Origin of the sequence: Chromobacterium sphagni (genome assembly GCF_001855575.1) — a bacterium.
GTDB lineage: Bacteria > Pseudomonadota > Gammaproteobacteria > Burkholderiales > Chromobacteriaceae > Chromobacterium > Chromobacterium sphagni.
In genome coordinates this window covers 1,968,630-1,981,229 of the sequence record NZ_MKCS01000001.1, presented here as the reverse complement: position 1 = coordinate 1,981,229, position 12,600 = coordinate 1,968,630, and the positions used below count along the sequence as shown (strand labels likewise).

General features: G+C 64.3%; 12 protein-coding genes. 9 read left to right on the top strand and 3 right to left on the bottom strand.

The annotated features are described in order from the left end of the window. Positions 1–14: 14 nt before the first annotated feature. From miaB to lnt, 7 genes are all read left to right on the top strand, one after another. On the top strand, positions 15–1,349 hold the full coding sequence (gene miaB / locus BI347_RS09430; RefSeq protein ID WP_071115760.1) for a tRNA (N6-isopentenyl adenosine(37)-C2)-methylthiotransferase MiaB: 1,335 nt from the start codon (positions 15–17) through the stop codon (positions 1,347–1,349). A 79-nt stretch (positions 1,350–1,428) separates the two neighbouring features. Next, complete coding sequence (locus tag BI347_RS09425; RefSeq protein WP_239690854.1) at positions 1,429–1,719, top strand: YciI family protein; 291 nt, start codon at positions 1,429–1,431, stop codon at positions 1,717–1,719. Further along, positions 1,716–2,387 (top strand): HAD family hydrolase, encoded by a 672-nt coding sequence (locus BI347_RS09420; protein ID WP_071115759.1) that lies wholly within the window; start codon positions 1,716–1,718, stop codon positions 2,385–2,387. The genes BI347_RS09425 and BI347_RS09420 overlap by 4 nt, the downstream gene beginning before the upstream one ends. Continuing rightward, positions 2,384–3,349 carry a PhoH family protein gene (locus tag BI347_RS09415; RefSeq protein WP_071115758.1) on the top strand — a complete coding sequence of 322 codons (966 nt, stop codon included), beginning with the start codon at positions 2,384–2,386 and terminating at the stop codon, positions 3,347–3,349. The genes BI347_RS09420 and BI347_RS09415 overlap by 4 nt, the downstream gene beginning before the upstream one ends. After that, the gene (ybeY, locus tag BI347_RS09410; RefSeq protein WP_071114299.1) at positions 3,330–3,836 is read left to right on the top strand and encodes an rRNA maturation RNase YbeY; all 507 of its coding nucleotides are present in this window, start codon (positions 3,330–3,332) and stop codon (positions 3,834–3,836) included. The genes BI347_RS09415 and ybeY overlap by 20 nt, the downstream gene beginning before the upstream one ends. Before the next feature lie 3 nt (positions 3,837–3,839). After that, positions 3,840–4,691, top strand: a complete 852-nt coding sequence (locus BI347_RS09405; RefSeq protein WP_071114298.1) for an HlyC/CorC family transporter — start codon at positions 3,840–3,842, stop codon at positions 4,689–4,691. 73 nt (positions 4,692–4,764) lie between these two features. Further along, on the top strand, positions 4,765–6,255 hold the full coding sequence (lnt, locus tag BI347_RS09400; protein ID WP_071114297.1) for an apolipoprotein N-acyltransferase: 1,491 nt from the start codon (positions 4,765–4,767) through the stop codon (positions 6,253–6,255). 1 nt (position 6,256) lies between these two features. Here lnt and BI347_RS09395 read toward each other — a convergent pair whose 3' ends face one another. Next, positions 6,257–7,891, bottom strand: a complete 1,635-nt coding sequence (locus BI347_RS09395; RefSeq protein WP_239690853.1) for a methyl-accepting chemotaxis protein — start codon at positions 7,889–7,891, stop codon at positions 6,257–6,259. A 181-nt stretch (positions 7,892–8,072) separates the two neighbouring features. Continuing rightward, on the bottom strand, positions 8,073–9,950 hold the full coding sequence (locus BI347_RS09390) for a methyl-accepting chemotaxis protein (protein WP_071114295.1): 1,878 nt from the start codon (positions 9,948–9,950) through the stop codon (positions 8,073–8,075). Positions 9,951–10,372: 422 nt separating this feature from the next. Between BI347_RS09390 and BI347_RS09385 the strand changes: the two genes are divergently transcribed. Together BI347_RS09385 and BI347_RS09380 are read left to right on the top strand one after the other, a co-directional pair. Beyond that, positions 10,373–11,170, top strand: coding sequence for an MOSC domain-containing protein (locus BI347_RS09385; RefSeq protein ID WP_071115757.1), 798 nt, complete (start codon positions 10,373–10,375; stop codon positions 11,168–11,170). A gap of 33 nt (positions 11,171–11,203) precedes the next feature. Further along, on the top strand, positions 11,204–12,118 hold the full coding sequence (locus BI347_RS09380; RefSeq protein WP_071115756.1) for a glutaminase: 915 nt from the start codon (positions 11,204–11,206) through the stop codon (positions 12,116–12,118). Between the two features lie 71 nt (positions 12,119–12,189). Here the strand turns inward: BI347_RS09380 and rplQ are convergent, their stop codons facing one another. After that, positions 12,190–12,585 (bottom strand): 50S ribosomal protein L17, encoded by a 396-nt coding sequence (rplQ, locus tag BI347_RS09375; RefSeq protein ID WP_043579409.1) that lies wholly within the window; start codon positions 12,583–12,585, stop codon positions 12,190–12,192. Positions 12,586–12,600: the final 15 nt, after the last annotated feature.

The following is a 12,600-nucleotide window of genomic DNA, read 5'->3' as shown; positions in this document are numbered from 1 at the left end:
AAACCCGAGTAGCAATGAAGAAGGTATACATCAAGACCTTCGGCTGCCAGATGAACGAGTACGATTCCGACAAGATGGCGGACGTGCTGGGCAGTACCGAAGGCATGGTCAAGACGGACAATCTGGAAGAAGCCGATGTCATCCTGTTCAACACCTGTAGCGTGCGGGAAAAGGCGCAGGAGAAAGTCTTCTCCGACCTGGGCCGCGTCCGCCCGCTGAAGGAAGCCCGCCCCGACCTGATCATAGGCGTGGGCGGTTGCGTCGCCTCGCAGGAGGGCGACACCATAGTCAAGCGCGCGCCCTACGTCGACGTGGTGTTCGGCCCGCAGACGCTGCACCGGCTGCCGGAAATGATCCGCGCCAAGCGCGAAAGCGGCGAGGCCCAAGTCGACATCTCCTTCCCGGAGATCGAGAAGTTCGACCACCTGCCGCCGGCCAAGGTGGACGGCGCCGCCGCCATGGTGTCCATCATGGAAGGCTGTTCCAAGTACTGCTCGTTCTGCGTGGTGCCCTACACCCGCGGCGAAGAGGTATCGCGTCCATTCGAGGACGTGCTGACCGAAATCGCCGGCTTGACCGCCCAGGGCGTCAAGGAAATCACCCTCTTGGGGCAGAACGTCAACGCCTACCGCGGCCTGATGGCCGACGGCGAGATCGCCGACTTCGCGCTGCTGCTGGAATACGTGCACGAGGTGCCCGGCATCGAACGCATCCGCTTCACCACCAGCCACCCGCGCGAATTCACCCAGCGCATCATCGACTGCTACGCCAAGCTGCCCAAGCTGGTTTCGCATCTGCATCTGCCGGTGCAGAGCGGCGCCGACCGAGTGCTGATGGCGATGAAGCGCGGCTACACCGCGCTGGAGTATAAGTCCATCATCCGCAAGCTGCGCGCTATCCGCCCCGGCCTGGCGCTGAGTTCGGACTTCATCGTCGGCTTCCCCGGCGAGACCGAAGCCGATTTCGAGCAGACGCTGAAGCTGGTGAAGGAGCTGGAGTTCGACTTCAGCTACGTGTTCATCTACAGTCCGCGTCCCGGCACCCCGGCGGCCAATCTGCCGGACGACACTCCGCACGCGGAAAAGGTGCGCCGGCTGGAAGCGCTGAACGAGGTCATCGAGGCCAGGGGCTTCGAGATCAACCAGGCGATGGTCGGCACCGTGCAGCGCGTGCTGGTGGAAAATGTGTCGCGCCGGGATGCCGCCATGCTGGCGGCGCGCACCGCCAACAACCGCGTGGTCAATTTCATCGGCCATCCGCGGCTGCTGGGCCAGATGATAGACGTCAGGATCACCGAAGCCCGCCCGCACTCGCTAGCCGGCGAGGTGCTGGTTCACGAAAGCGCCTGAGCCGCGTGCACACCATTGTCATGCTATCGCGGGCGCGGCGTCGGGCGTATGCTGTGCTTCGTCCCAACACGGAGAAACCATGATGTTCGTCGTCTCGCTGAGCTATACCGCCCCGCTGTCCGATATCGACGCGCTGCTGGACGCGCACGTCGGCTGGCTGAAGCAGGCCTACGCCGATGGCTTGTTCCTGGCCTCCGGCCGCAAGGTGCCGCGCAGCGGCGGCGTGATCCTGGCCCGCGGCGAGCGCGCGGCGCTGGAGGCGCGGCTGGCGCTGGACCCGTTCGCGCAGAACGGCGTGGCCCGCTACGACATCATCGAGTTCGTTCCCGGCATGACCGCGGCCGGACTGGAAGGACTGCAGGAAGCATGAAGCTGCAGGGCATCAGGGCCGTACTGCTGGACTTGGACGACACGCTGTTCGATGACGCCCACGCCACCGCGCAGGCCTTCGCCGCGTTCATCGCCCCTCATGCCCGCCGCTTCGCCCTCGGTCCCGCCGAGCTGCAGGCGCGCTGGCGCGCCTGCATCGACCGCCACTGGCGCCGCTTCGAACAGGGCGAGCTGAGCATAGAACAGCAGCGCCATGAGCGCCTGCGCGACTTTCTGGATCAGCCTCAGATGAGCGAGGCAGAAGCCGCCCGCGTCTTCCAGCCGTATATGGACGCCTACCGCCGCCACCGCCGGCTGCTGCCGGGCGCGGCGGCCTTTCTCGACGCCACCCGTCATCTAACGCGCATCCTGGTCAGCAACGGCGGCGCGGAACAGCAGCGGGCCAAGCTTGAATTCCTGGGCATAGACCATCATTTCCGGCATCAGGTCACGCCCGAAACCGCCGGCGCGGCCAAGCCGGACGAGCGCATCTTTCAACACGCGCTGGCGCTGGCCGGCCATCCCCCGCAAGCCTGCCTGATGGTCGGCGACGACGCCGAACGCGACATCGTCCCGGCGCGGAGGCTGGGCATCGCCGCCTGCCAAGTATCCGATGGCAGCCACGCCGCCATTTTTGCAACGCTTAGCCAACAGCTGCGGAACGCATGAGCACGACAGAACCCTTGAGCTTCAACCCAGTGGACAACGAGCGGCTGGCCCGCCTGGCCGGCCCGCTGGACGAAAATCTGAAACAGATCGAAATCGGCCTGGACGTCACCGTGCAGCGCCGCGGCGAGAAATTCCGCGTGCAAGGGCCGCAGGCCAAGCTGGCGGTGGAGGCCTTGACCCGGCTTTACCTGCTGGCCGCCAGCCAGGATGTTTCCGTCGACGACGTGCAACTGTCGCTGGTGGAATTGCACCAGCGCCAAGCCAGCGGCGAAGAAGAGGAATCGCCGGTGCTGGCCACCCGCCGCGGCGACCTCAAAGGCCGCACGCCCAACCAGGCCCGCTACATCAAGGCCATTCTGCAGCACGACGTCACCTTCGGCATCGGCCCGGCCGGCACCGGCAAGACTTATCTCGCCGTCGCCTGCGCGGTGGACGCGATGGAGCGCGACGCGGTCAAGCGCATCGTGCTGGTACGCCCGGCGGTGGAAGCCGGCGAGAAGCTGGGCTTCCTGCCCGGCGATCTGGCGCAGAAAGTGGACCCGTATCTGCGCCCGCTGTACGACGCGCTGTACGACCTGATGGGCTTCGACCGCGTCACCCGGCTGTTCGAGAAGAACCTGATCGAGATCGCGCCGCTGGCCTATATGCGCGGCCGCACGCTGAACCACGCCTTCATCATTCTCGACGAGGCGCAGAACACCACGCCGGAACAGATGAAGATGTTCCTCACCCGCATCGGCTTCGGCTCGCGTGCGGTGATCACCGGCGACGTCACCCAGATCGACCTGGCCCGCCATCAGAAGAGCGGCCTGGTCGAAGTGGAGCGCATCCTGGGCCAGGTGCGCGGCATCCATTTCCACCATTTCACCAGCCTCGACGTGGTGCGCCATCCGCTGGTGCAGAAAATCGTCGACGCCTACGACAACTACCAAAGCCAGCAAGATGAAACAAGCCAAACGTAACCCGCTGCTCGCCCGCCTGGCGGCGCGGCTGCAATTGACCCTGGACGTGCGCAGCGACGCCGCCTTCCTCCCGCCGCCGGCGCTGATCCGCCGCGCCTGCCAGGCGGCGCTGCAGCGCGACGTCAAGCAGGCGCAAATCAGCATCGTCGTCGTCGACGCCGCTGAAGGGCGTCAGCTCAACAATGATTACCGCGGCAAGGATTATGCGACCAATGTGCTGTCCTTCGCGCTGAACGAGGGCGAAACAGTGGCAGGCCTGCCCTTGTTCGGCGACTTGGTGCTGTGCGCGCCGGTCGTCGAACAGGAAGCCGCCGAGCAGGGCAAGGCCCTGATGGCGCACTACGCGCACCTGTTGGTGCACGGCATGCTGCACCTGCAGGGCTTCGACCATGAAGAAAATGATGAGGCCGAAACGATGGAAGCGCTTGAAACCGTCATCGTTCAGCGGCTAGGATATCCCGATCCCTACCACGAGGAGCAGTTCTAAGAAATGGAAGACCCCAGTAAACCGCGACCCAGCTGGCTTGAACGCCTGTCCACCATGCTCTTGCGCGAGCCGGAAGACCGCGAGGAGTTGATCGAGCTGTTGCACAACGCCTTCGAGCGCAACCTACTGGATGCCGAAGCCCTCGGTATGATAGAAGGCGTGCTGGAAGTGAGCGAACTGACTGTCCGGGACGTGATGATCCCGCGCAGCCAGATGCATGTGCTCAACATCGACGACCCGATCTCCCGCTTCCTGCCGACCGTGATCGACTCCGGCCACTCGCGCTTCCCGGTGATAGGCGAAAGCAAGGATGACGTGCAAGGCATCCTGCTGGCCAAGGAATTGCTGCGTTACTTCCATGCGCCGGCCACCTTCAATCTGAAGACCGTGCTGCGGCCGGCGGTGTTCGTGCCGGAATCCAAGCCGCTGAACGTGCTGCTGCGCGACTTCCGCGCCACCCACAACCACATGGCGGTGGTGGTGGACGAATATGGCGGCGTCTGCGGCCTGGTGACCATCGAGGACGTGATCGAGCAGATCGTCGGCGACATCGAGGACGAGTACGACATCGAGGACGACGAGGACGACATCGTGCCGGTGCGCGGCAACGAACGCTACCGCGTCAAGGCGCTGACCGAGATTGAAGACTTCAACCACTATTTCGGCACCGACTACGCCGACGACGACGTCGACACCGTCGGCGGCCTGGTGATCTCGCTCACCGGCCACCTGCCCAAGCGCGGCGAAAAGATCGAGGCCGCCGGCCTGCGCTTCACCGTGCTGCGCGCCGACAGCCGCCGGCTGGACAGCCTGCTGGTGGAACGCATCCAGCTGTCCGCCAGCCAGGTCGAATAAGACCTATGCTGAAGGCAGCCTGCCTTGCGCCGGCTGCCCGGCCCATCCATTACACTTGGCAATACGCTAGCCCATGCGAATACTGATCCTGCTTCTGGCCGCCGCGCTAGCCGGCGCCCTCACCGTCTTCTCCTTCGCCCCCTACCGGCTGTTCTGGCTGATGCCGCTGTGCCTGGCCGCGCTGATGGAACTGATCCAGCGCGAGCCGCGCCGCGCCTTCTGGCTGGGCTATGTCTGGGGCGTGGCCGCCTACACCAGCAATTTCCACTGGCTGTACGCCAGCCTGCACGACGTCGCCGGACTGCCGGCGGCGATCGCCGCGCCGCTGGTGCTGCTGCTGCCCGCCTACCTGGCGCTGTACCCCGGCCTGGCCGCCTGGGTGGCCTGCCGCATCGACCCGCGCCCCTGGGTGCGCTACCTGGTGGCCTTCCCCGCCGCCTGGGAGCTCGGCGAGTGGTTGCGCAGCTGGGTGATGACCGGCTTCCCCTGGGCGGCGGCCGGCTATTCGCAGATCACCGAAAGCCCGCTGTCCGGCTATGCGCCGCTGGGCGGCATCCACCTGGTAAGCTATCTGGTGGCCTTGTCGGCCGGCGCGTTGATGATGCTGGCGCGCAGCAATATGCGTCTGCGGCTGGGCATTCTGATTGTCGCCGCCCTGCTGTGGTGCAGCGGCTTCTGGCTGCGCGACGTGGAATGGACCACCCCGCAGGGCAAGCCGATCAGCGTGGCGCTGGGGCAGGGCAATATCGCCCAGGAGCTGAAATGGACGCCGGAAAACCTGGAACAGTCGCTGCTCACCTACTACCGCCAGGTGGCGATGACCCGCGCCGACTTGATGATCCTGCCGGAAACCGCGCTGCCGCTGTTTCTCGACGACCTGCCGATCGGCTATCTGACCATGATCCGCGGCGAAGCCAGCCGCGCCGGCATGGCGCTGGCCAGCGGCATTCCGCGCCGCACCAACGACGGCCGCGGCTACCTGAACTCGGTGGTGGCGCTGTCCGATCCGAAAATGCCCTATTACGCCAAGGACCACCTGGTGCCGTTCGGCGAATTCATTCCGCTGCCGGGCCTGATCGGCTGGATCTACCAGTACATGAACATGCCGCTGTCCGGCTTCAGCCGCGGCGGCGCCAATCAGCCGCCGCTGCTGCTGGCCGGCCAGAAGGTGGCGTTCAACGTCTGCTACGAGGACAGTTTCGGCGAAGAGCTGGCGGGACCGGCAGCGCAGGCCGGCATGCTGGCCAATGTCAGCAATCTGGCCTGGTTCGGCAAGAGCGAGGCGATGAGCCAGCATCTGCAGCTGTCCCAGGCGCGCTCGCTGGAAACCGGCCGCTACATGCTGCGCGCCACCAACAACGGCATGACCGCCATCATCCGCCCGAACGGCGAGATTTCCGCCATCGCCGCGCCGTTCACCGCCCAGGTGCTGACCGGCTTCGCCCAGAGCCGCCAGGGCCTGACCCCGTACATGCGGACCGGCAACCTACCGGTGGTGCTGGGCTGCGGCGTTTTGCTGCTGGCCGCGCTATTGCTGGGCTGGCGCCGGCGCGGCAGGCACTAGGCTAGCGCCGCTCGCCGACGGAGAAACGCGACACCAGCTGACGCAGATTGGACGCCAGCTGGTCCATATTGTGGATGGCGCGCGACGCCGACTGCGAAGCGGCAGCGTTGCTGCTGGCGCTGTGGGCGATCTGCTCGACGTGCTGGGCGATGGTCTGGCTGGCCACGCTCTGCTCCTGCAAGGCGAAGGAGATGTCGCCGACCACCGCGATCACGCCGTTGGCGCTGTCCTGGATCCGCGAAATCTCCTCGCCCGCCTGTTCCGCCAGCCCCAGTCCGGCCTTCACCCGGGATACCGCCTCCTCCATGCTGCTGCGCGAATTCTGCGCGCCTTGCTGCACGTCCTGGATCATGGCGGCGATCTCCTGCGTCGCCTGCGCGGTGCGCTCCGACAGCTTGCGCACTTCGTCGGCCACCACCGCGAAGCCGCGCCCCAGCTCGCCTGCGCGCGCCGCTTCGATCGCCGCGTTCAACGCCAGCAGATTGGTCTGGTCGGCAATGTCGCGGATCACCTGCATGATGCTGGAGATGGTCTCAGTCTTATCGGCCAGGCTGGTGATGATGCCCGAGGTCTGATCCACCGCCTCGTTGATGCGGCGCATTTCGCTGACTGCCTCGGCGATCACCGCGCTGCCGCTCTTCGAGCGCGTGCCCGACTCGCCGGCCAGATCGCGCGCATCCTGCGAACGGTCGGCGATATGGTTGACGCTGACCGTCAGCTGTTCGATCGAGGCCGCCATCGCGGTGGCCGCCTCGCTTTGCTGCTCCGAACCCTTCCCCACCGCGGCGGCTTCGCCGGTCACCTCGCTGCTCGCTTGCGACAACTGATTGGCATCGGCAATGATGTCCCGCACCAGATGCCGCAGCTCCTCCTGCATCCCGCTGACCGCCGCCATCAGGCTGGTCTGGTCGCCGGCCTTCAGCTCCACCGGTTCCGCCAGCTGGCCGGAGGCGATGCGCTTGACCACCGCCACCGTCTCCAGCGGATCGGCGCCCAACTGGCCCAGCACATTACGCAGCACCATGCCGCCCAGTCCCAGCAAGACCAGCAGCGCCAAGGCCAGCACGCCGCCCAGCCACAACAGCTGCTTATGGAAGGCAGCGGCGACGTCGTCCAGGTAGATGCCGGTGCCGACCACCCAGTGCCAGCGCGGCGTGGTGGTCACATACGACAGCTTGGGCTGCGGCTGATCGAAACCGGGCTTGCTCCAGACGTATTCGGCGAAGCCCCCGCCCGCCGGCGAGGAGATCGCATCGCGGAACAGCCCCAGCAGCTCGACGCCGTTGGCGTCCTTCACCCCGGCCAGATTCTTGCCTATCAGTTCCGGCTTGGCGCCATGCGCCACGTAGTTCCAGTCGGAGTCATAGGAGAAGAAATATTCGCGCTTGTCGTAATGCATGGAGCTGAGCACCTTGGACACTGCGCGCTTGGCATCCGTCTCGCTGATCTTGCCGCTCTGGGCCAATTGCTCATAGGTGGACACCAACGTCACCGCGCTCTCGACCAGGTTTCGCACCTTGTCCTGGCGGTCCTGCATCATGGTCTGGCGCTGGTTGAGCACCGAGGCCGCGCCCAATGCGCACACCACCAGCACCACCAGCGCCATCAGGCCGAACAGTCTGGTTTTCAAGCTCATGCCCGCCGCGTTTGCCATTTCCCGCTCCCTCCCCTGGCACATATCCATGATGTGCTTGTTTTGATATTTCTACTATGGACTTATTCTAGGAACCGACGCCGATGCCCGCCATGTCGATTTGCCGGCTCCACGGCAACAAAAAACCCGGCGAAGCCGGGCTTGGGATGCGGCGTCGCCGCGCTCAGACGCGGAAGCTGGAGAACAGCTGGCGCATGCTGCTGGCGGAGTGCGACAACTCGCTCAGCGTTTCGCGCACCGTCTGCAGCGCGTCGTCGCTGTCGACGATGCGGCCGTTGATCTGCTCGGTGCTCTGGGCGATCAGCGTGGTGGCCTTGTGCTGTTCGCTGGTGGACAGGGTGATTTCGTTCATCTTGGCCATCACCTCCTCCATCGCCTTCTGGATCTGTTCGATGCGCTCAACCGCGCCCAGCGTCAGTTCCACGCCGCCGTCCACCGAGCTGACGGTGCGCTGCATATTGCTTACCGCCTGACTGGTTTCCTCGCGGATGGTGCTGACCATGCCGGAGATCTCCACCGTGGCCTGGCCGGTGCGCTCGGCCAGCTTGCGCACCTCGTCCGCCACCACCGCGAAGCCGCGGCCCATTTCGCCGGCGCGCGCCGCCTCGATCGCCGCGTTCAACGCCAGCAGATTAGTCTGGTCGGCGATGTCCTTGATCACATTGGTGATGCCGCTGATCTGCTGCGAGCGCTGATCCAGCGAAGACAGCATGCTGGACAGCCCCTTCACCGCCTCCACCGTGCTGTTCATTTCACTGGAGATGCGCTGCATGCCGCTGGCGCTTTCGCTGGAGACTTCGCCGGTATGGTTGACCAGGCTGTCCGCCTCGCGCGCAGCGTCGGCGATGTGGGAAATGCTGACGGTGATCTCCTCCAGCGTGGCGGCGTTGGAGCTGGACACGTCGGCGATCTGCCGCGAATCATGGGCCACCTTGTCCACCGTCTGGGTCACGCTCTCCACGCCGCCGGTCACCCGCTCCGCCTCGCTCTTCACCGCCACGAACATGCTTTGCAGCTGGCCGATGAAGCGGTTGAACGCGGTGGCGGTCTCGGCGATTTCATCCTGGCCGCTCACTTGGATGCGGCGGGTCAGGTCGCCCTCTCCCTGCGAGATTTCCAGCATCGCGCCGCGCAGGCGGCCAAGGCCCGACAACATCTTGCTCAGCATCACGCTGGCCAGCGGAATCAGGATCGCCACGCACAAGGCCCCCAGGCCGATGATGGTCATCAGCAGGGTGTGCAGCGGGCTGGTCACCACCGACTCGTCGGTCACCACGCCCAGCAGCCAATTGGTGCCCTCCACCGGCTGCACCTCCACCAGCTTGCTCTCGCCGCCTATGCCCACCTCGGCCATCTCGTTGTTGCTGGCCAGTTGCGTCAGGCGCTCGCCGGTCAGTTCCGGCACCTTCTCCGATAGCGGCTTCAACGTCAGGCTGTTATCCGGGTGCGCGATCACCTTGCCGCTCTTGTCGGTGAGGAAGGCATAGCCATTGCCGCGCAGCTTGACCGACAACACCGTTTTGACCAGATCGTCGATGAAGATGTCGCCGCCGATCACCGCCTTCAGCGTGCTACCGTCCTTCACCGGGGAGACAAAGGTCACCACCAGCTTCTTGGTGTCGAAATCGACATAAGGATCGGACACGCCAGGCTGGCCGCTAGCCTGCGCCTGCTGGTACCAGGGGCGCGCCACCGGATCGTAGCCTTGCGGCTGCGGCTTGAAGTCGGAACGGATCATCCGGTGGTCGGCGGTGCCGATATAGGTCATCGCATAGCCGCCGGCGTCGCTCAGCCGCGCCAGCATCGGCATCGGTTCCGGCATCGCCAGCACCTGGTTGCCCGCCAGCACCACCTTGAGCTTGCTCTGATACCAGCCGCTCACCAGGCTGGCATAGCCCTTGGAAGTGCCGTCCAGCTCGTTTTCCACGCCGTGGACTATTTCGCTACGCATCTGGCTGTACACCAGAACCGTAATCACCACGCCCAACACCACCAACAATAGGGCAATAAAAGCAATCAGTTTGACACGCAAAGAGCGCATTGCACTTTCTCCTTATCCCCAATCACTTGCGGCGCCGCCACAGCTTTGGCCCCGCTGTGTCAGGCACTGTTATGATGTATTACTTCTCTGGTTTAGTCGCTAACCGAACAAAGCTCAACGCCCGATTTCACTCTGCATCGACACCGTCATGACACAAACTGGCGGCGTTTGATCCCGATCATAAAATCTCCGCATCGAACGGCCCTTCGGACAACATCAGAACAATCCGACAATAAGCGCCTGGCCAATCAATTTAAATTGCCAGGCGAATATATGCAATGGTTCCCTTACAAACAACCGCACCGCCGCCTGCTGTTTTGATTAAAAACATTGTCGGGCGCGCCTACTCGCGGCGCCGGCGCCGCAACACGCCATCGCCGCACAGTGGTAGCATCCATATTGAATGTAATATGGAGATAGCAATGCAATTGACCGGCATGTTCGTCCATCCGCTCAAGTCGACCCGCGGCATCGCCTTCGAGCGCGCGTTCGCCGGCAAGCTAGGCCTGCTGCACGACCGCGAATGGCTGCTGGTGACCCCCGACGGCGACCAGATCACCGCCCGTTCCCATCCACAGCTGGTTCGGGTCCGGGTAGAGCTGCTGCCGGGCGGCATCCTACTGCACTACGAAGGCAAGCCGCCCATCTTCGCGATGACCACCGTCTTCACCCGCCCCCATCGCGCCCAGGTATGGAAAGACGTTTTCCAGGCTTGGCACGGCGACCAGCGGCTGGACGCCTGGTTTGCCGCCATCCTGGGCCAGGAATGCCGGCTGCTGTGGCTGGGCGCCCAGTCCGGACGGGCGCTCAAGGGCGGCGCGGAAAAAATGAGCTTCGCCGACGGCTACCCCTTCCTGCTGGTCAACCAGGCCTCGCTTGACGACCTCAACAGCCAGCTGGCGCAACCGGTGACGCTGCGCCACTTCCGCCCCAATCTGGTGGTGAACGGCGATTACCCATGGATGGAGGACGAGTGGCAGGTGATCCGCATCGGCGAAGTGGAGTTCGACGTGATGAAACCCTGCGCCCGCTGCGTGCTGACCACCGTGAATCCGGATAGCGGCGAGAAAAACCCGGACAGCGAACCGCTGCGCACGCTGGTGCGCACGCGCCGGCTGGAAGAAGGGGTGTGCTTCGGCATGAATCTCAAGGCCCGCAACGAGGGCATGCTGCAGTTGGGCGCGCCGCTGGAAATCCTGGAGCAGCGCTACAGCTTATAGACTGAAGCGGCGTAGGGTGCTTACAATCATTGAATGAATCTGCAAGCACTCATTGAAGATATCCGGCAGCAGGTGCTGCCGTTCTACGACCAGGGCCGCGTCGCCAACTACATCCCCGCCCTGGCGTCCGTCGCACCGCATCAGTTCGGCCTCGCCATCTGCACGCTGGATGGCGAGCATTACGCTTGCGGCGATGCCGCCACCCCCTTCTCGATCCAAAGCATCAGCAAAGCCTTCATGCTGGCGCTGACGCTGCAGGCCGAAGGCGAAACGCTATGGCGGCATGTCGGCAAAGAGCCGTCCGGCAACCCGTTCAACTCGCTGGTGCAGCTGGAGTACGAGCACGGCATTCCGCGCAATCCCTTCATCAACGCCGGCGCGCTGGTAGTGACCGACCGGGCGATCCGCCATTTCGGCGCCGCCCACGGCCGGCTGCTCGACTGGCTGCGCGCGGAAAGCGGCGCGCCCCGGCTATCGGCCAACGAACAGATCGCCGCCTCCGAGCGCGAACACGGCGACCGCAACGCGGCGCTGGCCCACTTCATGAAAAGCTACGGCAATCTGGACCATCCGGTGGAGCAGGTTCTGGACCAATACTTCCACAATTGCAGCATAGAGATGAGCTGCAGCCAGCTGGCCCGCGCCGGCCTGTTCCTCGCCAACCATGGCCTGTCGCCCAATACCGCGCAACAATACCTCAGCCGCAGCCAGGCCAAACAGGTGAACGCCGTCATGCTGACTTGCGGCACCTACGATGCGGCCGGCGAATTCGCCTACCGCGTCGGGCTGCCAGTGAAAAGCGGCGTCGGAGGCGGATTGCTGGCGGTGATTCCCGGCAAGATGAGCATCGCAGCATGGAGCCCGCAGTTGGACCGCCGCGGCAATTCGGTGCTGGGACTGGAAGCGCTGGACCGCTTTACCACCCGCACCGGGCTGTCGATCTTCTGAAGCGCCCAGATCGAGCACGGAAATGAAAAAAGCCAGCTCTCGCGAGCTGGCTTTCTTCTCAACCCTGCCGATTACTCGGCGGAGTCGTCTACAACGGCAACGGCATCTTCAGCACGGTCCACCAGCTCTACCAGAGCCATCGGGGCGTTGTCGCCCTTGCGGAAACCGTACTTCAGGATACGCACGTAACCGCCATTGCGGGCGGAGAAGCGCGGGCCGAGTACGTCGAAGAGCTTGACCACGATATCGCGGTCACGGGTGCGGTCGAACGCCAAACGACGGTTGGCGAGAGACGGCTTTTTGCCGAGCGTGATGAGCGGCTCGGCCACACGACGCAGTTCCTTGGCTTTCGGCAGCGTGGTCACGATTACTTCGTGCTTCAGCAGCGAGTTGGCCATGTTGCGCAGCATCGCCAGACGATGGCTGGTCGTGCGGTTCAGTTTACGATTACTGTAACGATGACGCATTGTTAATGTCCTTTT

Coding starts and splice junctions, on each gene's coding strand:
- BI347_RS09425 (WP_239690854.1), top strand. CDS start 1,429: ATGATGTTCGTCGTCTCGCTGAGCTATACCGCCCCGCTGTCCGATATC.
- miaB (WP_071115760.1), top strand. CDS start 15: ATGAAGAAGGTATACATCAAGACCTTCGGCTGCCAGATGAACGAGTAC.
- BI347_RS09385 (WP_071115757.1), top strand. CDS start 10,373: ATGCAATTGACCGGCATGTTCGTCCATCCGCTCAAGTCGACCCGCGGC.
- BI347_RS09395 (WP_239690853.1), bottom strand. CDS start 7,891: ATGAGCTTGAAAACCAGACTGTTCGGCCTGATGGCGCTGGTGGTGCTG.
- BI347_RS09390 (WP_071114295.1), bottom strand. CDS start 9,950: ATGCGCTCTTTGCGTGTCAAACTGATTGCTTTTATTGCCCTATTGTTG.
- BI347_RS09420 (WP_071115759.1), top strand. CDS start 1,716: ATGAAGCTGCAGGGCATCAGGGCCGTACTGCTGGACTTGGACGACACG.
- lnt (WP_071114297.1), top strand. CDS start 4,765: ATGCGAATACTGATCCTGCTTCTGGCCGCCGCGCTAGCCGGCGCCCTC.
- rplQ (WP_043579409.1), bottom strand. CDS start 12,585: ATGCGTCATCGTTACAGTAATCGTAAACTGAACCGCACGACCAGCCAT.
- BI347_RS09380 (WP_071115756.1), top strand. CDS start 11,204: ATGAATCTGCAAGCACTCATTGAAGATATCCGGCAGCAGGTGCTGCCG.
- BI347_RS09405 (WP_071114298.1), top strand. CDS start 3,840: ATGGAAGACCCCAGTAAACCGCGACCCAGCTGGCTTGAACGCCTGTCC.
- BI347_RS09415 (WP_071115758.1), top strand. CDS start 2,384: ATGAGCACGACAGAACCCTTGAGCTTCAACCCAGTGGACAACGAGCGG.
- ybeY (WP_071114299.1), top strand. CDS start 3,330: ATGAAACAAGCCAAACGTAACCCGCTGCTCGCCCGCCTGGCGGCGCGG.